This window comes from Acidithiobacillus sp. (genome assembly GCF_049965315.1).
Lineage (GTDB): Bacteria > Pseudomonadota > Gammaproteobacteria > Acidithiobacillales > Acidithiobacillaceae > Acidithiobacillus_B.
In genome coordinates, this window is the sequence record NZ_JBMFWL010000017.1 from 1 (window position 1) to 20,585 (window position 20,585).

Annotated in this window: 22 protein-coding genes; 3 read left to right on the top strand and 19 right to left on the bottom strand. The window is 66.9% G+C overall.

Annotated elements, in window-relative coordinates:
- Nucleotides 1-219, top strand: a 219-nt coding sequence (locus ACP5MM_RS05815; protein ID WP_427934256.1) for a hypothetical protein, incomplete at its 5' end; no start/stop codon positions are given.
- 110 nt (nt 220-329) lie between these two features.
- Here the strand turns inward: ACP5MM_RS05815 and ACP5MM_RS05820 are convergent.
- The 10 genes from ACP5MM_RS05820 to ACP5MM_RS05865 all read right to left on the bottom strand — a co-directional run bounded on the left by ACP5MM_RS05820 (nt 330) and on the right by ACP5MM_RS05865 (nt 8,380).
- Nucleotides 330-689 (bottom strand): hypothetical protein, encoded by a 360-nt coding sequence (locus ACP5MM_RS05820; RefSeq protein ID WP_427933183.1) that lies wholly within the window; start codon nt 687-689, stop codon nt 330-332.
- A gap of 153 nt (nt 690-842) precedes the next feature.
- Entirely contained in the window at nt 843-1,364 is a 522-nt protein-coding gene (gene ppa, locus ACP5MM_RS05825) for an inorganic diphosphatase (RefSeq protein WP_427933182.1), read from the bottom strand.
- A complete protein-coding gene (kdsB, locus tag ACP5MM_RS05830; protein WP_427933180.1) occupies nt 1,364-2,134 on the bottom strand; it encodes a 3-deoxy-manno-octulosonate cytidylyltransferase in 771 nt (256 codons plus the stop codon). The genes ppa and kdsB overlap by 1 nt, the downstream gene beginning before the upstream one ends.
- On the bottom strand, nt 2,131-2,313 hold the full coding sequence (locus tag ACP5MM_RS05835; protein ID WP_427933178.1) for a Trm112 family protein: 183 nt from the start codon (nt 2,311-2,313) through the stop codon (nt 2,131-2,133). Before ACP5MM_RS05835 ends, kdsB begins: the two co-directional genes overlap by 4 nt.
- 11 nt (nt 2,314-2,324) lie before the next feature.
- On the bottom strand, nt 2,325-3,299 hold the full coding sequence (lpxK, locus tag ACP5MM_RS05840) for a tetraacyldisaccharide 4'-kinase (protein WP_427934257.1): 975 nt from the start codon (nt 3,297-3,299) through the stop codon (nt 2,325-2,327).
- Complete coding sequence (locus ACP5MM_RS05845) at nt 3,296-4,441, bottom strand: hypothetical protein (protein ID WP_427934258.1); 1,146 nt, start codon at nt 4,439-4,441, stop codon at nt 3,296-3,298. Before ACP5MM_RS05845 ends, lpxK begins: the two co-directional genes overlap by 4 nt.
- The gene (locus ACP5MM_RS05850) at nt 4,438-5,103 is read right to left on the bottom strand and encodes a lysophospholipid acyltransferase family protein (protein WP_427933173.1); all 666 of its coding nucleotides are present in this window, start codon (nt 5,101-5,103) and stop codon (nt 4,438-4,440) included. The genes ACP5MM_RS05845 and ACP5MM_RS05850 overlap by 4 nt, the downstream gene beginning before the upstream one ends.
- A gap of 3 nt (nt 5,104-5,106) precedes the next feature.
- A complete protein-coding gene (locus ACP5MM_RS05855) occupies nt 5,107-5,511 on the bottom strand; it encodes an ExbD/TolR family protein (protein WP_427933171.1) in 405 nt (134 codons plus the stop codon).
- Nucleotides 5,508-6,116 (bottom strand): MotA/TolQ/ExbB proton channel family protein, encoded by a 609-nt coding sequence (locus ACP5MM_RS05860; RefSeq protein ID WP_123101794.1) that lies wholly within the window; start codon nt 6,114-6,116, stop codon nt 5,508-5,510. The genes ACP5MM_RS05855 and ACP5MM_RS05860 overlap by 4 nt, the downstream gene beginning before the upstream one ends.
- A gap of 74 nt (nt 6,117-6,190) precedes the next feature.
- Entirely contained in the window at nt 6,191-8,380 is a 2,190-nt protein-coding gene (locus ACP5MM_RS05865) for a ComEC/Rec2 family competence protein (RefSeq protein WP_427934259.1), read from the bottom strand.
- Here ACP5MM_RS05865 and ACP5MM_RS05870 point away from each other — a divergent pair.
- Nucleotides 8,379-8,966 carry a DUF2062 domain-containing protein gene (locus ACP5MM_RS05870; protein WP_427933047.1) on the top strand — a complete coding sequence of 196 codons (588 nt, stop codon included), beginning with the start codon at nt 8,379-8,381 and terminating at the stop codon, nt 8,964-8,966. The two genes, ACP5MM_RS05865 and ACP5MM_RS05870, sit on opposite strands and share 2 nt — an antisense overlap.
- Before the next feature lie 40 nt (nt 8,967-9,006).
- Here the strand turns inward: ACP5MM_RS05870 and ACP5MM_RS05875 are convergent, their stop codons facing one another.
- The 9 genes from ACP5MM_RS05875 to alaC form a co-directional block, all read right to left on the bottom strand.
- Nucleotides 9,007-9,717: an ABC transporter ATP-binding protein gene (locus tag ACP5MM_RS05875; protein ID WP_427933049.1), complete on the bottom strand. Its 711-nt coding sequence runs from the start codon at nt 9,715-9,717 to the stop codon at nt 9,007-9,009.
- A 10-nt stretch (nt 9,718-9,727) separates the two neighbouring features.
- Nucleotides 9,728-10,969, bottom strand: coding sequence for a lipoprotein-releasing ABC transporter permease subunit (locus tag ACP5MM_RS05880; RefSeq protein ID WP_427933050.1), 1,242 nt, complete (start codon nt 10,967-10,969; stop codon nt 9,728-9,730).
- Nucleotides 10,966-12,453 (bottom strand): lysine--tRNA ligase, encoded by a 1,488-nt coding sequence (lysS, locus tag ACP5MM_RS05885; protein ID WP_427934260.1) that lies wholly within the window; start codon nt 12,451-12,453, stop codon nt 10,966-10,968. Before lysS ends, ACP5MM_RS05880 begins: the two co-directional genes overlap by 4 nt.
- Nucleotides 12,454-12,559: 106 nt before the next feature.
- Nucleotides 12,560-13,658 (bottom strand): peptide chain release factor 2 gene (gene prfB, locus ACP5MM_RS05890; protein ID WP_427933054.1). Its coding sequence is split into 2 segments (ribosomal slippage): nt 12,560-13,582 and nt 13,584-13,658, totalling 1,098 coding nucleotides; the frame shifts between segments, so codons are not numbered across the junction.
- Complete coding sequence (gene recJ, locus ACP5MM_RS05895; RefSeq protein WP_427934261.1) at nt 13,645-15,378, bottom strand: single-stranded-DNA-specific exonuclease RecJ; 1,734 nt, start codon at nt 15,376-15,378, stop codon at nt 13,645-13,647. Before recJ ends, prfB begins: the two co-directional genes overlap by 14 nt.
- 4 nt (nt 15,379-15,382) lie before the next feature.
- Nucleotides 15,383-16,414 carry a hypothetical protein gene (locus ACP5MM_RS05900; RefSeq protein ID WP_427934262.1) on the bottom strand — a complete coding sequence of 344 codons (1,032 nt, stop codon included), beginning with the start codon at nt 16,412-16,414 and terminating at the stop codon, nt 15,383-15,385.
- The gene (gene thrC / locus ACP5MM_RS05905; protein ID WP_427934263.1) at nt 16,414-17,586 is read right to left on the bottom strand and encodes a threonine synthase; all 1,173 of its coding nucleotides are present in this window, start codon (nt 17,584-17,586) and stop codon (nt 16,414-16,416) included. Before thrC ends, ACP5MM_RS05900 begins: the two co-directional genes overlap by 1 nt.
- A gap of 20 nt (nt 17,587-17,606) precedes the next feature.
- Nucleotides 17,607-18,935, bottom strand: a complete 1,329-nt coding sequence (locus ACP5MM_RS05910) for a homoserine dehydrogenase (protein ID WP_427933062.1) — start codon at nt 18,933-18,935, stop codon at nt 17,607-17,609.
- A complete protein-coding gene (gene alaC, locus ACP5MM_RS05915) occupies nt 18,932-20,113 on the bottom strand; it encodes an alanine transaminase (RefSeq protein WP_427933063.1) in 1,182 nt (393 codons plus the stop codon). Before alaC ends, ACP5MM_RS05910 begins: the two co-directional genes overlap by 4 nt.
- A gap of 94 nt (nt 20,114-20,207) precedes the next feature.
- Between alaC and ACP5MM_RS05920 the strand changes: the two genes are divergently transcribed.
- Nucleotides 20,208-20,585 carry an Mth938-like domain-containing protein gene (locus tag ACP5MM_RS05920; RefSeq protein ID WP_427933064.1) on the top strand — a complete coding sequence of 126 codons (378 nt, stop codon included), beginning with the start codon at nt 20,208-20,210 and terminating at the stop codon, nt 20,583-20,585.

Genomic DNA, 20,585 nt, shown 5'->3' on the forward strand with positions numbered 1-20,585 from the left:
CGCGCAAGGCCCAACAGCCCGCTTGACCCCCTCCCGGCCTACGGCCCGGCAGGGGGAATGCGCGGGCAAATGTTCAAGGAACTGGTCCACGAGGAGTTCGGCGATGGCATCATGAGCGCGATCGACTTCAGGATGGACGTGACGCGTGAGCCAGACCCCAACGGGGATCGCGTGAAGATCGTCATGTCCGGCAAATTCCTTCCCTACAAGAGCTATTGAGGAGCCGTCCCGGTCCCTGAATCCAGCTTGGTTAGACTCATCGACACCTTTGTATATAGGCCTGCCCGTGGTTACCGGGGGTTTATGGCGCGATGAACCCCTCCCCCATGTCAACGCCAGTAAGGGGCCACCAGCAGGGCTTCGGGTACGAGGGCGTGGATGGCGGCGGGGAGTTCCAGGCACAGGCCCAGGCGGGGGCGGATACTCACCCAGAGGAGATTGGTGCGCAGATTCAGTTCGGCAAAGACCACCGACGACTGATAACTGAGCAGGACGCGGTTGATGCGCGCGAGCACATCGCGTTGCTGCTCCGAGCTGCGCTGCTTCAGTCGTGGGACAAGCATCATGAAATCCGCCAGGGGGGCGCCATTTTCGTCGCGGGTGGGCACCCGCTGCCAGAGGGGGCCGGCGGGCTCCAGGGGAGAGGGGTCCGTACCAGCCAGACCCTTGGCCAGATGCACCGGGAGCATGGGATCTCCGGAATCTTTACGCGAGGGGAAACCCAGTGTGCGCTCGAAAGCGGAGGCCCACAAGGGACGTGCCAGGGCCAAACGGCGGGATGGATAAAGTAAGGGGCGGATCCATCTTGCCCGCCCCGAGGGACAGCCGGTGCCGGGCAGGCCTCAAACGGCCCGCGCGGCGTCCTTGCTGATGATGGCACGGGCATGTTCGGCGCTTTCCCAGCCCGTGACCTTGACCCACTTGCCCGGCTCCAGGTCCTTATAGTGCTCGAAAAAGTGGCGGATCTGGTCGCGCAGGGACGCGGGCAGGTCCGTTACTTCCTGCACCCCCTCATAACCCGCCGCGAGCTTGACCTGGGGCACGGCTACGATCTTGGCATCGACACCGCTTTCGTCTTCCATGAGCAGCACACCTACGGGCCGGGCGCGAATGACACTGCCGGGCGCTACGGGCTGGGGCGACCAGACCAGGCAATCGGTGGGATCACCGTCATCGGAAAGCGTATTGGGGATGAAGCCATAGTTCAGGGGATAGTGCATGGCCGTGAACAGGAAGCGATCCACGAAGACGGCCCCGGAGGCCTTGTCCACTTCGTACTTGATGGAGGAACCCTGGGGGATTTCGATGACGACATTGATATCCTTGGGCAGGTCCTTGCCGGCGGGCAGTTTTTTCAGGTCCATTACATCTCCTTGGGTGATGATGAAAAATGGGCGCGCAGACGTTCGAGGTCGGCGGCGGTATCGACTCCCGCCGCGGGGGCGGCGCTGCCCCGATAGACGGCAATGCCCACCCCATGCTCCAGGGCGCGCAACTGCTCCAGGGATTCGCTGCGCTCCAGGGGGGTGGGGGCCCAGGCAGCGTAGGTCTGCAGGAAGGCGCTGCGATAGGCATAGAGCCCCAGATGCCGCCAATGGGCGCCCGGCAAGGGGGCATCACCATTCAGGGGGAACTGTTCCCGGTCCCAGGGGATGGGGGCGCGGGAAAAATAGAGCGCGCGGTCCTGGGCATCCATCACCACCTTGACCACATGGGGGTTCGCCAGCTCCGACCAGGTCCGGATGGGTACGGCCGCCGTGGCCATGGGGCAATGGGGATGGTTCTCCAGGAGGGCGGCGGTGGCCGCCAGCAGCGCCGGATCCATGAGGGGTTCGTCGCCCTGGAGGTTGACGATGATGGCCTCGTCGGGGAGCGCCAGGAGCCTGGCCGCCTCGGCCAGCCGCTCGCTGCCGCAATGGTGGGAGGGATCGGTGGCGACCGCCTCGCCGCCGAATGCCTGCACACAAGCCATGACCTCCTCGTGATCGGTGGCCACCACCACCCGCGCCGCGCCGCTCTCCAGTGCCCGCCGCCGTACCTGCTCGATCATGGGCAAGCCACCCACGTCCAGGAGCACCTTGCCCGGCAAGCGGGTGGAGGCCATGCGCGCGGGAATGAGGACGCAGAAGTTCACGGCATCTTGCCCTCATAATGCTCGGCTTCATCCAGGAGCAGGACGGGGATGTCGTCGATGATGGGGAACTTCAAATGGCAACGTTCACAGCACAGCGCCTCCCGCTGGGCGCAGGGAAAGAGGGGGCCCTTGCACTGCGGACAGGCAATGAGATCCAGCAAACGGTGATCCACACTCATACAGTCCTCCTTTACGGCAAGCGCTGCGCCAGCCAATCCCAAAAGGGCGTTTCCAGCTCGGCGCGAATGCGCAGGAACCAGTCATCCGGTCCGGCGATTGCCCGGCATTTTACCGCATCCTTGGCCGTCATGACGATGGGCCGGGGGTGATCGGCGAGATCCCTGGCGGAGAAGGGATGATGATCGGCAAAAAAATGACTATGCACCCGCGCCCCCAGGCTCGCCAGGAGGGCGGCAAAGCGTTCGGGGCGGGCGATTCCGCTCAGGGCGCTTACCGCCCTGTCCTGGAGGCTGGACAAGGGCTGGCGGATGGCGGGATCACGCACCAGGGCCAGGTCAACGGGCACGATGCGAAAGCGGAAACGCCGGGGAGTCTCCATGGCGCTCAGGGCTTCATCGGCCGCGGCGTCCACCAGCAAGGCGTCCGCCGCGGCCATGCCCGTAAGCGGTTCGCGCAGGGGACCCGCCGGCAGGCAGCGCCCATTGCCCAGGGGCCGTGCGCCGGAAAAGACCAGGAGCTGCACCCGGGCCTGCAGGGCCAAATGCTGGAAGCCGTCGTCCAGTACGGCCACTGTGGCCCCACCTGCGGCGGCAGCGGCAATGCCCGGCAGACGGCGGGGGCTGAGATAGACGGGCGCCACCTGGCGCAGGAGCAGGGGCTCGTCGCCAGCGCGCCGGGGCGGGTCGCCGGGCTGCACGGCGTAGGGATGATGGGGAGGATGGGCGCCATAGCCGCGACTGACGATGGCGGGTCGCCAGCCGCGCGCCGCCAATTCAGCGGCGATGGCCATGACCAACGGGGTCTTGCCGCTGCCGCCCACGGGGAGGTTGCCCACCACAATGCTGGGGAGAACGGCCGGGCGGCCATGGGCATGGCGGCGTCGCCAGCCGGCCAGGGCGCAGGTAATGGCCCCCAGGGGACGCAAAGCCGTGGCCAGGGGGCCGCCGTCCCGCCACTGCCGTTCCAGGAGGGCGGCCCCCTTCACCAGGCAAAGACCCGTTCCAGGAAGGCGGGCAGGCGCTCGCCGGCGCGCCGCCGCTCGGCCCAGAAGGCCCGCCGGGCGGCGTCGCCCTGTTCACGGGCGGCCATGGGGTCGCCCAGCAGACCCTGCCAGCGCGCCAGGACGGCGCCCGGCGCAGTCAGGATAGGCACGAGTTCGGGGCCCATGGCCTCGGGCCGGGGCAGCCGCGATAAGGGCGCGGCGCTGAGGGGGCGGCCGCCGGCGAAGGCCTGCCAGATATCGCCCGTACTTGCCGCCTCCAGGTGTACGCCTTGGGCGGCTACCGCCAGGGCCGGGTGCCAGCGTCCTTCGTCTACCCAGAGGGCGCTGCCCGGGGCCAAAGGCGTGCGCGCCCAGCGGGACATCCGCTCCAGCCCCGCCGGCGCCACACCCTGCCCGCTGAGAAACAGGAGGCCGCTGCGGCGCAGGGGGCTGCCCTGCCAGGCCTGGATCCAGCGTCCTGCCGACGCGGCCGATACCCCGGCCACCCACCAGAGCTGCCAGTCATCACCGCCGCAGGCCAGAGCGCGAAAGTTGGGTTCCACCTGGGCCACGGTGATGAGGGTGGAAAAATCCACGGGGTCCTCGATGCGCGCGGCCGGCAGCAGGGAGCGCCAAGCCTCGGCCTGCTCGACGTTGCGGGGATAGACAGCCTCCACCGGCGGCAGGGGTCCCAGGCCCGGCCCCGTGCCCAGCAGGACGGCGGGTATGGCGCGCTGCGTCAGGGCCGCCGCCAGATGCCGCCGCGGCGGGGCTCCCAGCGCCAGATAGCGCAGGGGGGTCAGGCGCTCCAGGGCACGCGCCACGGCCTGCGGGTGATCACAGGGGCCAAACCCGTAGCCCAGGCCGGGAACGCCGTCCATCTGCTCCAGGAGATCGGGATGCTCGGCCTCGAAGGTGAGCACCACGCGCAGGTCCAGACGCTTTTCCCGGATCGCCTTGGCCAGATCCGCCGCCAGCCGCAGGTCGTCGAAGTCCGCAAAGCCCTGCATCCAGATGGCCGGGCCCCGGCCCGCGGGGGGCTTGATCCAGCCCCAGCGGGCGTTGGCCTGGCCGCGCCGCTGCTGCCGCCAATCCCGCCAACTGGCCCAGCGGGCCCTGAGCATCCCTGCGCCGTAATAGCTCATTTTCGCTCCATAAGGGCGTCGGCCCGTGCGCTTTGGGCGCGCATCCGCGCCTCCAATTGCTGCCGCAACTGCTCCACGGCGGCGGCGTCGGTCTCCCGCGCCACCCAGAGGGGTTCTCCCCAGAGGATCACCCCACGTGCCCCGGGAAAGGGTTGCACAAAACCATCCCAACTGGAGAAACGCCAGGCCGGACGGGCCGCAAAGGTTACCGGCACGATGGGCAGACCGGAGAGCCGCGCCAGTTCCACCACCCCCTCCTGCACGGCCTCCCGGGGACCGCGGGGACCGTCAGGGGTAATGGCGAGGTCGCTGCCCGCGCGGGCCGCCCGCAACATGCCGCGCGCCCCCTTGACGGCGCCACGCCGGGTGGAGCCGCGCACGGCGCCGTAGCCCCAGTGGGCCATGGCGGCGGCGATGAATTCGCCATCCCGGTGCTCGCTGATGAGGATCTGTACCCGCCGTCCGCCGATCCGCCGGTAGGCATAGGGGATCATCGCCAGGCGCCCATGCCAGAAGGCGAGGAGGATGGGCTGTCCCTGGGCCAGCAGGCGGCGTACCGGCGCCTCTCCTTCCACCCGCCAGCGCATGGTCCGGGCGGTGAACTGCAGGACCCCGGCCGCCAGGCGCGCCAGCCGCTGCAGGCGTTGCCCTTCCAGTCGCATGGGCTAATGGCTGCTGAGGGTGGCGAAGCTGATCCGGTTCAGACCCGCCGCCTGGGCAGCATCCAGCACATCGATGACATATTGCTGGGTCGCATTCTTGTCGGCCCGCAATACGATCACGCGCTGGGGATCCCGGGCCGCCATGGCCTTCAGACGTCCCGCCAGATCGCCCATGGGGATCGCCTGGCCGCCGATGGAGACCTGGCCCGCGGCATTGAGGTCGATGGTAATGGGGGTTTTGGGCTCACCCGCAGGGGCCTGATCCGCCTTGGGCAGTTCCATGGACAGGTGCGACTGATGCACAAAGCTCGTGGTCACCATGAAAAAAAGCAGCAGCACGAGAACGATGTCCACCATGGAAATGACATTGATCTCCGGCTCCTCCATGCCGCGGCGGCGCAGGTTCATTCCTGCCCTCCCGCCAGCAGGTTCACGACCTTCAGGGCCTCACGCTCCATCTCCAGGACCAGGCTATCGACCCGCCCGCGAAAATAGCGGTACATGATCAGACTGGGGATGGCGACGATGAGGCCGCTGGCGGTGGTGATCAGGGCCTCGGCAATGCCGCTGGCCAGGGCCTTGGGATCGCCAACGCCCACCGAGCCGATGGCGGAAAAAGCCGACATGATGCCAAAGACCGTACCCAGCAGGCCCAGCAGCGGCGATACGCCGGCGATGCTGCCCAGAAAGTTCAGGTAACGGTCGAGGTGGGCCACTTCGTGACGGCCCGTTTCCTCCACCACCTCCTTGATGACATCCCGCGGCTGCCCGGCCTGCTGCAAGGCCGCCAGCATCAGTCGCGCCAGCGGCGTATCGTTTTCGTAGAGCAGCTTGACCGCCTGCTGCACCTTGCCCACCTCGACGAGATTGGTGACCTGGGCCGCCAGCGTCGCCGGGGCGATGCGCGAGCGCCGCAGCACCCAGAAGCGATTGCCGATGATGGCCAGGGTCAGCACCGCGGCAAAGATGATGATGGGCAAGACCCAGCCGCCCAATTGGAAGAGTTGCAGCACGTTGACCTCCTATCTGCGCGCGAGTTGCAATATAACATAGGAAAAGCGGAATACAGCCTCTCCTTCACCCGGATTCACTCCCAGTAGGCCTTGGCAATGGCCCCCTCTTCTTGCAAGCGATTGCCCAGCCAGCGCCAGGAGCGCAGCGCCGGAGCGGAACCGGCGGCGACGATCAGGGTTGCCGAAGGCGCCGTCGCCTGCAGTTGGCGGCGCTCTTCGCCGGTCAGGGAGGCGGGCACAAAGAGGGCAGAGCGCTGGGCCAACCGCGCTCCGTAGCGCTGCCGCAAGGCGGCTATGGCCGCGCCGTCGAGATCGCCGGCCAGCAAGGGGCCGCGGGGGCCACCCAAGAGCAGGACACAGGATTGGGGCAGCGCCGCGGTCAGGAAGGATCCGCCGGGGGGCGCCGCCCCAGCCGCAGCGCAAAGCAAGGGCGGCAACGGCCCACCCGGATAGTCCTTAGCCCCCGGGGGCCACCATTGCCGTTGCACACGGGGCAGCGGCTCGGGTGCCGAACTGTCGCTGCGCACCCAACTTTCCATGGACGTCACGCCATGACGCAGGGTGCTGGCCTGCAACCACAGCGCCGCCTCCCGTGCCTCGCCCTTGCGCCAGAGATTGGCGGTGAAGATGCCGCTGTGGCCCTGTTGGCGCCAGAAGAGCAGCGTTCCCTCTCCCGCCGGCAGCAGTTCCACCTCCAGCGCCGCAGAAAGCGGTGCCGGCAACAGCAAAGGCAGCACGCCCACGACCCCTAGCCAGCGCCCCGGCCAGGCCCTCGGCAAAAAGAACAGGGACAGCCCTAGGCCGGCCGCGAGGAGGGCCGGGAAGCTGGGGCGGCCGGTGACGACGGTGGCATAAGGCAAGCGCAGGAGGGCTTCCAGGAGCACCACCACGCCATGCATGGCCACCGCCACCAAGTGAAAACAGAGCCGCGCCAAGCCATCGCCGCCCAACAAGGTCGCCAGCGCGCCCAGGAGGGCCGTCGGCACGGCAAAGAGCTCTACCAGAGGGATGACCAACAGGTTGGCCAGGGGAGAAATTAAGGGGATCTGCCCGAAAACCCCCGCCAGCAAGGGCAACAGGGCGATGGAAACCGCCCATTGGGTAGTCAGCAAGCGGCGCCACCAGGCTTGCCCATGGTCCACAAAGGCCACCAGGACCAGCACGGCCACGGCGCCGAAGGACAGCCAGAAGCTGATCTCGCGGATGGCCCCGGGATTTTCCAGACAGATCCACAAGGCCGCCAGCGCGAGACCGCTCCAGGCATCGCTGCGGCGCCCCATGCAGCGCGCCAGCGCCGCCGCCGTAATCATCAGGGCGGCGCGCTCGGCGGGCAGGGCAAAGCCGGCGAAGAGGGCATAGGCCCAAGCCGCCGGGATACTGGCCACGCTGGCCGCCAGCATGGCCGGGTAACGATTCACCAGCCACGGCACCCGCCGCCACAGCCATTGGGTCAACCAGAAGACCAGGCCGGCGACGACGGCCACATGGGAGCCGGAAATCACCAGGAGGTGGGCCGTGCCGGTATCGCGGAAGGCCGCCCAGACGGTTGCCGGAATCTGCCCGCCCATGCCCACGCTCAAGGCCTGCACAAAGCCCGCCTCCGCCCGCGGCAGGATGGCATTGCTGGCCGCAGCCACCGACTGGCGCCAGGCCTCGATCTGCCGCAAAGGGGTCCAGGGCGGATCATCCAGGCGCTGGGCGTATTGAATGCCGCCAGTCGCGCGGATATTGGCCCAGAAGCGCTGGCGTGCGGCATCGCCAAAGGGCGATGCGGGCAGGGCGGAAGCGGGCTGCAGATGGGCCTTGAACTGCCAGATCTGACCGCTTTGGGGCTCCTCGGGCAGATGACCGTGGAGGTCTATCCTGGCCGGGAAGGGGCGTTGACGGCCAGCGTCAATCCAGCGGGGAGCAACGAGAAAATGGGTTTCCCGCCCGAGCGGTTGCGGCGGAGAAACGATTTCGCCCACGAGGGTCACCAGTTCCGTCTGCCGCGCCGGCCAGTGGACCTGCACACGCTGTTGCGCCTGCCAGACCCCCCAGGCAAAGGCCAGGGCGGCCACTGCGGGCAGGCTCCAGCGGCGCCAGCGCCAGGCCAGGACCGCCGCCAGCAGGGCGCAGAGCAAGGGGATCCAGAGGGGCGGCAGGCGGCTGAACCACTGGAATGCCCCCAGACCCAGCCCCGCCGCAAGGGCGAAGGGCAGGAAGGCAGGCCAGGATTTGGCCTGGCCCGTCCCCTTGGCTACACTAGGGGCCACTGACCGCATGGGACTACCCGATTTGCGCCTTCCTTCATTCTGCCGTCTTCCCACCCGGGAGGAAATTCTCCACAAAAGGCCCCTGGGCCGTTTCACCCATTATCTGGCGCGTCCGGTCTTCTGGCATCCCCATCGGCACAATTTCGCCCGCGGCATGGCCATTGGCACCTTCGTCGGCAGCCTGCCCTTTTTCGGCCACGTCCTCAGCATCCTGCTCATCAGCCTGTGGCGGCGGGCCTATATCCCCATCGCGGTGATCATGCCCTTTGTGGTGACTGGTCCCCTGACCATCGTCCCCTTTTTCTATGCCAGCTATCAATTCGGCTTCTGGCTATTGGACCAGATCGGTCTTGCCCCGCCCATCACCATTCATTATGTGGACATCCAACGCCTTTTCCATGGTCAGATCGGCATGGCGGCCATGGGCGACCGGCTCTGGCACGCCTATCTCATCACCTGGCTGGGCAGCCTGTTGTTCGGCGGGGCCTTGGCCATCATTGCCTACGGGGGCACGCTCTGGGGCTGGCGCCTCTGGGTCTACTGGCGGCTGCGCCATCGCCATCACCATCCGGTCCATCCGCCACAGTCCCCATAGCAGCGGCCCGGACAAGGCCGACCGCCATCCCCGGACCATCCTATGGCAAGGGATAGTCGGCCGGCACCACGACCGGATGCAAGGCGCCGTCGTGCAGGCGCAAGACCCGCGCCATCCGGGCGGCAAGGCTGGGTTCGTGGGTCACGATGACCAGGGCGGTGCCCAGTTCCCGGTTCAATTCCAGCATCAGCTTATGCACCGCCTCGGCGGATTCGCTGTCGAGATTGCCCGTAGGCTCATCGGCCAGGAGCAGTGCCGGGCGGGTGACCAGGGCACGGGCCAGGGCCACGCGCTGGCGTTCGCCGCCGGAGAGCATCCCCGGCTTGTGCTGGAGGCGCTGAGCCAGACCCACGCGGCCCAGCAGCTCCCGTCCCCAGGGCTCCACCGCCGCCCGGCGCTCGCGCCGCACCAGCAGTGGCAGCAGGACATTTTCCAGGGCGGTGAACTCCGGCAGCAGGCGATGCAACTGATAGACGAAGCCCACGGAGCGATTGCGCAATTGCCCGCGGCGGCGCTCGTTGAGGGCATAGATGTCCTGGCCCTGGATGCGGACCCGCCCCGCGCTGGGTTTTTCCAGTCCACCCATCACCTGCATCAGGGTGCTCTTGCCCTGTCCCGAGGCGCCGATGATGGCCAGGCGCTCGCCGGCGGCCACCTCCAGGTGGATGTCGCGGAGCACTTCGAGGCGCTCCCGACCCACGGCAAAGACCTGGCGCAGGTGCTCCACCTGCAATACCGGCTCGCTCGCCATCGGCCTTGCTTCACTCATAGCGCAAGGCCTCGGCAGGGTCGATCCGCGCGGCGCGCCAGGACGGATAGATGGTGGCCACCCAGCTCATGACCAGGGCGGCAATGGCCACATGGACCACGTCCATGGGCTCCAAACGGGACGGCAACTGGCTGATGGAGTAGACCTCCGGCGACAGGAACTGCACATGGAAAATCTGTTCGATGGCCGGCACCAGGGTGGGGATGTTGAGGGCCAGAAGCACGCCGCCAATGACCCCCAGGAGGGTCCCAAAGATCCCGATCACCGCCCCCTGGATCATGAAAATGGCGGTGATGCTGCGCGGTGAAACGCCGATGGTGCGCAAGATGGCGATATCGGTCTCCTTGTCCGTGACCACCATCACCAGGGTCGCCACGATATTGAAGGCGGCGACGGCGACGATGAGGGAGAGAATGACGAACATCACCAGCTTTTCCATCTTCAGGGCCTTGAAGAAGTTTTCGTGGGTCTGCGTCCAGTCCTGCACGTAAAAGGCCGGTCCGATCTGCTTTTGCAGGTTGCTGGCAAACTGCGGGGCGGCGAAGGGATCCTTGATCTTCAGGCGCAGGCCGGTGACGCCATGGCCCATCCCGTAGAGGCGTTGGGCGTCGCCGAGATTGATGTAGGCCAGCCCGCTGTCATAGGCATAAATGCCCACGGAAAAGAGACCGACCACGGTAAACTGGCGCAGACGCGGCGTGACCCCCAGGGGGGTGACGCCGCCCTGGGGGGAGATGAGGGTGATCTTGTCGCCCACGCCGACGCCCAGATCCCGCGCCAGGGAGCGTCCCAGCACGATGCTCCAGGGGGTCTTGAGGGCCGCCAGCGACCCGGCCTTCATGTCGTGATCGAGGCGATTGACCCCGTTCTCCAGGGTCGGATCAATCCCCTCCACCACCGCACCGCTCACCAGACTGCCGTTGGAGAGCATGGACTGGGCCTGCACATAGGGGGCGACGCCCGTCACCCCCGGCAGGGCGGAAAGCCGCCGTACCGCCGAGGGCCAGTCGAGCACGGGCATGCCATTGCCCTGGACGATGACATCGGAGGTGACCGCCAGGATCCGCGAACGCAGGGTATGGTCAAAACCGTTCATCACCGCCATGACGGCGATGAGGGCGGCAACGCCGATGACCATCCCCATGATGGCCGTACCCGTAATGAAGGAAATGAAATGATTGCGCCGCTTGGCGCGGGTGTAGCGCAGGCCGATCCACAGCTCGTAGGGCCTCATGCCTGTTCCGGCCGCAGATGGGGAAAGAGGATCACTTCGCGGATGCTGGCCTGGTCCGCCAGGAGCATGACCAGACGATCAATCCCCATGCCCACTCCGGCCGTCGGGGGCATCCCGTATTCCAGGGCGCGGATATAGTCGGCGTCAAAGAACATCGCCTCCTCGTCCCCGGCATCCTTGGCCGCCACCTGGGCGCGGAAGCGCGCGGCCTGATCGTCGGGGTCATTGAGTTCCGAGAAGCCGTTGGCGATCTCCCGCCCGGCGATCATCAGCTCAAAGCGGTCCGTCACTTCCGGATCGTCGTCGTTGCGCCGGGCCAGAGGACTCACCTCCAAGGGGTAATGGGTGATGAAGGTGGGTTGCTGCAGCTTGCCCTCCACGGTCTTTTCGAAGATCTCGATGAGGCGCTTGCCCCAGCCCCAGCCGGGATGGCAGCCCATGCCCAGGCGAGCGAGCTGCTCGGCCAGACAGTGGGGATCCCGCAGGTCCGCCTGGGCCAGCTCCGGATTGTGGGCGCGCACCGCCTCCTCCACCGTGAGGCGGAGGAAGGGCTGACCGAGATCGATGTCCAGCCCCTGATAGCTGATGGCCTCCGTCCCCAGGGCCGCCTGGGCGGCGCTACGGATGAGGGTCTCGGTGAGATCCATGGCGCGATGGAAATCCGCATAGGCCTCGTACCATTCGAGCATGGTGAACTCGGGATTGTGGCGGGTGGAGATCCCTTCATTGCGAAAGTTGCGGTTGATCTCGAAGACCTGCTCGAAGCCGCCCACCACCAGGCGCTTGAGATAGAGCTCCGGGGCGATGCGCAGATAAAGGGTCATGTCCAGGGCATGATGGTGGGTGATGAAGGGCCGCGCCGTGGCCCCGCCGGGGATGGGCTGCATCATGGGCGTCTCGGCCTCGAAAAAGCCGCGCTGGCTCAGGCCCTGGCGCAGGGCGGCCACGGTCTGGGCGCGAATGCGGAAGGTGCGCCGGGCGGCCTCGGTCACGATGAGGTCCACATAACGCTGGCGGAAGCGGATCTCCGGGTCGCTGAGGCCATGCCATTTTTCCGGCAGGGGGCGCAGCGCCTTGCTGAGGAGGCGCAGGCTCCCCACGCGCAGGGAGAGTTCACCGGCGCGGGTGCGGAAGAGCTCCCCTGCGACGCCAATGATGTCGCCCAGATCCAGTTCCCGGAACAGGCCGTAAGCGGCCTCTCCCAGATGGTCCTTCCCCAGGAAGAGCTGGATGCGCCCCCCTTGATCCTGCAGATCCGCAAAGCTGGCCTTGCCCATGACCCGCCGGCTCATGAGCCGTCCCGCCAGACGGGCGCTGATGGGTTCCTGCTCCAGGGCCGCCCCGTCCATGTCGCCATAGCGGGCGACGAGATCACCGGCCAAAGCGTCCCGACGAAAATCGTTGGGATAGGCCTGCCCCTGCTCGCGCCAGCGCTCCTGCTTCTCGCGGCGCACCATCCTCTGATCGTTGCTGTCCTGCTCCATGCTCCACTTCCTCTTGGGCGAACGGGCCAAGGCCCGCCGTCAATGATCTGCACTGCGAAAACCCCATTCCACCCTTGCACGCGGCGTCCGGATACCAAACCGCCTGCTACAGGCCAGCCTTGAGGGCCGCCTCGATGAAGACATCCAGGCCCCCATTGAGGACTTTCTGCGTATCCCCCACTTCGACGCCCGTACGCAGGTCCTTGATCCGCGACTGATCGAGGACGTAGGAACGGATCTGATGCCCCCAGCCGATGTCGCTCTTGCTCTCCTCCAGGGCCTGCTTTTCCGCATCGCGCCGCTGAATCTCCATCTCATAGAGCTTGGAGCGCAGCATGTTCATGGCCTCGGCGCGGTTCTTGTGCTGGGAGCGATCGGTCTGGCAGGCCACCACGATCCCCGAGGGGATATGGGTGATCCGCACCGCCGAGTCGGTCTTGTTGATGTGCTGACCGCCGGCGCCGCTGGCGCGATAGGTGTCCACGCGCAAATCCGCCGGATTGATCTCCACCTCGAAGCTGTCATCGATCTCGGGATACACGAAAACGCTGGCGAAACTGGTGTGGCGCCGATTGCCCGAATCGAAGGGCGACTTGCGCACCAGACGATGAACCCCCGTCTCCGAACGCAGCCAGCCAAAGGCATGGTCACCGCGCACATGGATGCTCGCCGACTTGATCCCCGCCACCTCGCCCTCGGAGAGCTCCACCAGCTCCGTGTCAAAGCCATGCCCCTCGCACCAGTGCAGGTACATGCGCAGGAGCATCTCCGCCCAATCCTGGGCCTCGGTGCCGCCGGCCCCGGCCTGGATGTCCACGAAGCAGTTGGCGGCATCCTGGGGGCCGGCGAACATGCGCTGAAATTCCAGCTTTTCCACCGTGGCCAGGGCCTGATCCAGATCCGCGTCCACCGCCGCCAGCAGGGCCTCATCGCCCTCGGCCACGGCCAGATCCAGCATCTCGCCGGCGTCGCCCAGACTGGCCGCCAGGTGATCCAAAGGCGTAATTACCGCCTCCAGGCGCGCCCGTTCCCGACCGAGTTCCTGGGCCTTGGCCGCGTCGTTCCAGATGCCGGGATCTTCCAGTTCGCGTTGCACTTCCTCCAGGCGACCGCGCTTTTCCTCAAGGTCAAAGGAACCCCCTCAGACCCTGCACCCGGGCCTGGAGATCTTCGCGCAGAGCGCGCATCTCGTTAATTTCTCGCATCGTTTTCCTCTTTACATTGCCATTGGCGCAAACGTAGCTGCAATCGTTCCTCACCGCGATAGCGGTTGATCTCCGGAATATACAAGGCCTCGATCCAGGTGCTCCGGGGTTCGGCCGGGGGATGAAACTGCACCGCCTCCAGTCGCTGGCCCGCAGGGGTTTCCAGCGTGAAGCGCAAATGCCCCCCCTTCAGCAAACGCCAGTCGCAAACGCGAAAGGAGCCGCTGAAGAGGGGCTCGGGAAAGCGGTTGCCCCAGGGCCCCGCCCCTTCCAGGAGACGGGCGGTTTCCAGCCCCAGTTCGGCACCGCGCAAAGACCCGTCCGTGGCGATGGACTCTTCCAGGTCCTCGGCGCTGAGCCGGTCCCGCAGAACGGCCTCAAAGAGCGCCTGGAACTGCGGCAATGCCTCCCGGCGCAGGCGCAGGCCCGCCGCCATGGCATGGCCGCCGAAGCGCCCCAGCAAGCCCGGCGCCTGGGTCGCGCATTGGGCCAGGGCATCGCGCAGGTGCAGGGCGGGGATGGAACGCCCGGAACCCTGCAGCCAGCCGTCCCCGAGATCCGCAAAGGCGATGACCGGGCGATGATAACGCTCGCGCAGGCGCCCGGCGACGATGCCGACGACCCCTGCATGCCAGTCGGGCTCAAAAAGGCATAGGCCATAATTCTGCAGCAGTTCCGTCTCCACCTCCAGGAGCATCTCCGCCGCGCTGCGCATATCGTCCTCGATGCCCCGCCGCTGGCGGTTGAGCTCATCGAGCTGCGCCGCCAGGGGCTTGGCGCTTTCGAGATCCGGCGCCAGCAGCAGGCGAATGCCGATCTCCATATCTTCCAGCCGACCGGCGGCATTGATGCGCGGTCCGAGGATGAAACCCAGGTCGCTGGCCTGCAATCGCCCGGCTGGCCGTCCCGCCACCTCCAGCAAGGCCTGCAAGCCGGGCCGCCCGCGCCCGGCATTGAGGCGGCGCAAGCCCTGCATCACCAGGATGCGATTGTTGCGCTCCAGGGGTACCACGTCGGCCACCGTCCCCAAGGCCACCAGATCCCAGAGGGACGCAAAACTGGGCCGGGGACGGACGGCGAACCAGCCCTCGGCATCCAGGACGCTGCGCAGGGCCGCCGCCAGATAAAAGGCCACCGCCACCCCGGCGCTACCCTTCCAGGGGAAGGGGCAAGCCGGCTGATTGGGATTGACGATGGCATCGGCGGCGGGCAGTTCCGCGCCGGGCAGATGATGATCCGTGATGACCACCTGCAGCCCCCGCGCCTTGGCCTCCCGCACCCCCTCCAGACTGGAGATGCCATTATCCACCGTGACCAGCACCTCGGCCGCAGGCGGGATCAGTTCCAGGACCGCCGGCGTCAGCCCATAGCCGCAAGTGAAGCGATTGGGCACCACATAATCGACGCGCGTCGCGCCGCAGGCCTGGAGGGCCTCCACCAGCAGGGCTGTGGCGGTCGCCCCGTCGCAATCATAGTCGCCGACGATGACGATACCCTTACCCGCCATGAGGGCGTCGGCCAGGATCCGCGCGGCGGCGTCCAGGCCAAGCAAAGGAGCCGGACCAGTAGCCGGGGCCAGATCCCGAGCTTCCAGAGACAGCTCCGCAGCGCTCGTCACCCCCCGCGCCGCATAGAGGCGCGCCAGCAGCGGACTCAGGCCCGCCGCCTGCAGATCGGCATAGGCCGCCGTCGGCACCGGCCGCTCCATCCAGCGCGTCATCCCGTCACCACCGCCCCAGAGCAGCGGCGCCCCGGCCCGGCCGCGCCGCCCGCCGCCAGAAGCGCCAGCGATCTCCCGGCCGCAGGCGCACGCACTCGGCCATTCCGTCGGGCATGATGCCGCTCCATAACTGCACCGCGACACCAGCGGCCAGAGCGGCATGCAAGACCGGCACGATGCCGGCGAAAGCCGGCGCGGTCTCCTCCAGACGCCAGTCCCCAGGCCACTCCCACAGGATCTCACCCGCCTCCGCCCAAAAAATCCGCAGTTCCCCATCGGGCAAGGCATCCAGCCCATGCAGCAACGGCACCCCCGCCCAGGCCGCCAGCGCACGCAACCAGGGGGTCGAACTGGCCACGCCTTGCCAGCGCACGGCCGGCCGGGTGTCCGGCAGGCGTCCTTCCCCCCAGGCCCAGAAAAAACGCAGGGGCTCCAGGTCCTCCGCCTCCCGGCGCCGGTTCACCGGATGGGCCGTCAGGAGCATTTGCAATTCGTTGAAAATGCCATTCCAGTAACCCGCATCACCGCCCTTGGGCAAGAGATCCAGGGGTTCCCGACCCAACACCGCATAAATCGGCGTGCTCCGCAGATCCGGCACGACTTCCGCCAGGACATACCAGCGTCCCGACGGCTTCCCGCCCGCGATCTCCCAGCCAGCGCCGGCAAAATGGGCCCGGGCAGCAGCCAGCAGGACATCCATTTCCTCTACCTGCAGCGTTTCCACAGGCATCGGCAGCACCACCGCCTGCCCTTGTCGGGACTGTATCTGCACGGCCTCCAGGGCGATGACCCAGCGCCCGTTCACCGCCACGCCATCGGCGGCCGCCAGCAGCGCCGCGGCCGGCAGGGGACCCGCCGGAAAACTCCAGAGGCGGGCCGCCAAGTCCAGCAAGGTCGTAGCCGGCAGTCGTTCCCGTCGCCCCCGGCCCCAGTAGCGCGGCAGGAACTCGCCCAGCGCCTCGCCCGGCCAGGCGCGCAGCCCCGGGAGCCAGAGGGTCAGCCCCCCTGCGGATGAGTCCCCCTTGGCGGCGGGCATCAACGCTCGAGAATGGCGCGTTCCACCGCTGCCAGGGTGGCGTCCACGGTCACCACCTCACCGCCCTGGGCAATGGCGGTATCCGGGTCCTTGAGGCCGTGTCCGGTGAGGGTGCAGACCACCGTCGCCCCCGCTTCCAGGCGCCCGGCGCGGGCCGCGGCCACCACCCCGGCCACGGAGGCCGCCGAGGCCGGTTCGCAGAACACGCCCTCGTAGCGCGCCAGCCAGCGCTGCCCTTCGAGGATCTCCTCATCGGTCACGGCGGCAAACCAGCCGCCGCTCTCCCGGGCCACCACATGGGCCTGATCCCAGGACATGGGGTGGCCGATGCGGATGGCCGTGGCGATGGTCTCGGGGTCCTGGACAAAATGTCCGGCGATGAAAGGGGCGCTCCCCGCCGCCTGAAAGCCCAGCATCTTCGGGCGCTTGCCGGCCTTGCCGTGGCCATAGGAGCAGTGACCCTGACAATACTTACAGGCCCCGGTGAGGATCTCCCCGGCGCCCCCGCGCCCGTCCGTCGCCTCGCAATAGCCCATCCAGTGGGCGGTGATATTGCCCGCGTTACCCACCGGCAGGGCGTGATAATCGGGCGCCGCCCCCAAGGCCTCGATGATCTCGAAGGCCGCGGTCTTCTGCCCCTGCAAGCGGTAAGGATTCACCGAATTTACCAAGGTAATGGGGGCACGGGCGGCCACTTCCTGCACAATCTGCATCCCGGCGTCGAAATTGCCGCGGATCTGCAAGACCAGGGCGCCGTGCATCATGGCCTGGGAGAGCTTGCCCAGGGCGATCTTGCCCTCGGGAATGACCACAAAGGCGCGCATCCCGGCGCGGGCCGCGTAGGCCGCCGCCGCCGCCGAGGTATTGCCGGTGGAGGCGCAGATGACCATCTCGCTGCCCTCTTCCCGGGCCTTGGTCACCGCCATGGTCATGCCCCGGTCCTTGAAGGAACCGGTGGGATTCAGCCCCTCGTACTTGAGAAAGATGCGCAGATCCACGCCCAGTTGCCGGGGCAGGTTCAGACACTCGATGAGCGGCGTATTCCCCTCCCCCAGGCTCACGGCCTGCGTCTCCGGGGCCAAGGGCAGATAATCACGATAACGATCGATAATGCCGGTGTAACGGCTTGCGGTCACAAAGACCTCCTCATTGTCCACAGCATGATGAATCATTTTTTCCTGCTGCAACAGGGTTAGGCGGATTCCCCCAACCCTTCCACGCGCAGGCGCAGTACCGGGCGGGTCACCACCGGCAGGGACTGGATGCGCGCCAGCGCCGCATCCAGATCCCCCTCGCGGCAGCGATGCAAGAGCAGCACGATGGGCACATCCGCCGCCGCGCCCGCCTCCTTCTGCACCAGCGCCTCGATGGAGATGCCGTACTCCGCCAGCACCGTGGCCACCTGGGCCAGGACACCGGGACGGTTGTGGGCGTGGATACGCAGGTAATAGGCGCTTTCCACCGCCGCCATGGGCAGCAGGGGCAACGGACTCATGCAATCGGGCTGGAAGGCCAGATGGGGCACCCGGTTGCTGGGGTCCGCCGTCAAGGTCCGCGCCACATCCACCAAGTCCGCGACGATGGCGCTGGCGGTGGGTTCCGCACCCGCCCCGCGACCATAGTAAAGGGTCTGGCCGACGGCATCGCCATCCACCAGCACCGCGTTGAAGGGCCCCTCGACACTGGCCAGCAGGTGACCCTCGGGGATCAGGGTGGGATGCACGCGCAGTTCCACCCCGTCGGCCCGGCGCTTGGCGATGCCCAGGAGCTTGATGCGGTAACCCAGATCTTCGGCATAGACCACGTCCACACGGTCGAGATTGCGGATGCCCTCCACATGGCAATGGGCAAAATCCACCGGGATGCCAAAGGCAATGGAGGCCAGCAGGGTCAGTTTGTGCGCGGCGTCGCCGCCATCGATGTCCAGCCCCGGATCGGCTTCGGCATAGCCCAGGCGTTTGGCCTCGGCCAGGGCCGAGGGGAAGTCCCGGCCCGCGGTACGCATCCGGGTGAGGATGTAGTTGCTGGTGCCGTTGATGATGCCCGCAAGCCACTGGATGCGGTTCCCCGCCAGGCCCTCGCGGATGGCCTTGATAATGGGAATGCCTCCGGCCACCGCCGCCTCGAAGGCCACCACCACGCCCTGTTCCTGGGCGGCGGCAAAGATGGCGTTGCCGTGTTCCGCCAGGAGGGCCTTGTTGGCCGTGATCACATGCTTGCCGGCGGCAATGGCCTCCAGGATCAGGCTGCGGGCGGGCTCGATGCCCCCCATCACCTCCACCACCACGTCAATCTCGGGATTGCGCACCACCGCAAAGGGATCGCTGGTGACCGGGCAGCCCAAGTCCAAGCCCTGCAAACGGACAGGATTGCGCACCGCGGCCTGGACAATCACGATCTCGCGCCCCACGCGCCGGGCGATCTCCCCGGCATTACGGCGCAGGACCCGCACGGTCCCCCCACCCACCGTCCCCATGCCCAGGATGCCCACCCGCACCGGGCCCATGGCCGGTCTGCTCATAGATCCTCGCGGAACATCTGCTTGATGCCGCGAATGGCCTGACGGGTGCGATGCTCGTTCTCCACCAGCCCAAAGCGCACGTACTCATCTCCCATCTCGCCAAAGCCGATGCCGGGGCTCACCGCCACCTTCGCCCGCTCCAGCACCAGCTTGGAAAACTCCAGGGAGCCCATCTTGCGCAGGGCCTCGGGGATGCGCGCCCAGACGAACATGGTCGCCCTGGGCCGGTCCACGGGCCAGCCCGCCGCCTCCAGGCCGTCGCAGAGAACATCGCGGCGGTGCTCATACATGAGGCGGATATCCTCCACGCAGTCCTGCGGGCCCTCCAGAGCGGTGATGGCCGCCACCTGGATGGGAGTGAAGGTCCCATAGTCCAGATAGCTCTTGATGCGCCCCAGGGCGCCGATGAGCTTGGGATTGCCGACGGCGAAACCCACCCGCCAGCCGGGCATGTTGTAGCTCTTGGAGAGGGTGAAGAACTCCACCCCCACGTCCTTGGCGCCGGGCACCTGCAAAAAGCTCGGGGCCTTATAGCCGTCGAAAACGATATCGGCATAGGCCAGATCATGCACCACCCAGATGCGGTGCTCCTTGGCAAAGTCCACCACGCGCTCGAAAAAATCCAGCCCCACCACCGTCGCCGTGGGGTTGTGGGGAAAATTGAGGACCAGCATCCGGGGCTTGGGCCAGGCCGCCTTGATGGCCCTTTCCAATTCCGCGAAGAAGTCGCCGCCGGGCACCATGGGCACATGACGCACGTCCGCCCCGGCAATGACAAAGCCGTAGGGATGAATGGGATAGGTGGGACTGGGCACCAGCACCGTATCTCCCGGGCCCATGGTCGCCAGGGCCAGATGGGCCAGGCCCTCCTTGGAGCCGATGGTGACGATGGCCTCGGACTCGGGATCGAGATGCACGTCATAGCGGCGCTCGTACCAGGTCGTAATGGCCCGGCGCAGGCGGGGAATGCCGCGCGAAACGCTATAGCGGTGGGTATCGCCGCGCTGGGCCGTCTCGCAGAGCTTGTCCACGATGTTCTGCGGGGTGGGCTGGTCGGGATTGCCCATGCCGAAGTCGATCACATCCTCGCCACGCTTGCGCGCCTGGTTTTTCAGATCCGTAACGATATTAAAGACATAGGGGGGAAGACGACGAATACGTTCAAAATCACTATTCATGGGGCGCGTACTCTAGGGCTTGTAGCGAATACCGAAACCGCTAGACAATAGATTTGCGGCGCGGGCCTGTCAATCTGAAAAGAGGAAATCCGCCATGAAACTGCATCTGCAACGGGACGAACTGCACAACGTCATCCATGCCTACGGACCCCAGGGCATCGTCATTCGCGGCGTAACCCACGGCAGCGCCGTGCTGGTGGCCCCCGACTGGCTAGAAAGCCCGTGGGGACCCGCGGGCATGGACGACCTGCGTCCGGAGCATTTCGCCCGCTTCCACGGCAGCGCCCCGCAAATCCTCCTGCTCGGCACCGGTAGCCGCCAGCGCTTTCCCGACCGGTCGCTCTTGCGCGCCCTGCGCGAACGCAACATGCACCCGGAGATCATGGACACCAGTGCCGCCTGCCGCACCTACAACATCCTCGTCGGCGAAGATCGCGACGTGGTCGCCGCCCTCTTGCCCCCCGGCGCCTGA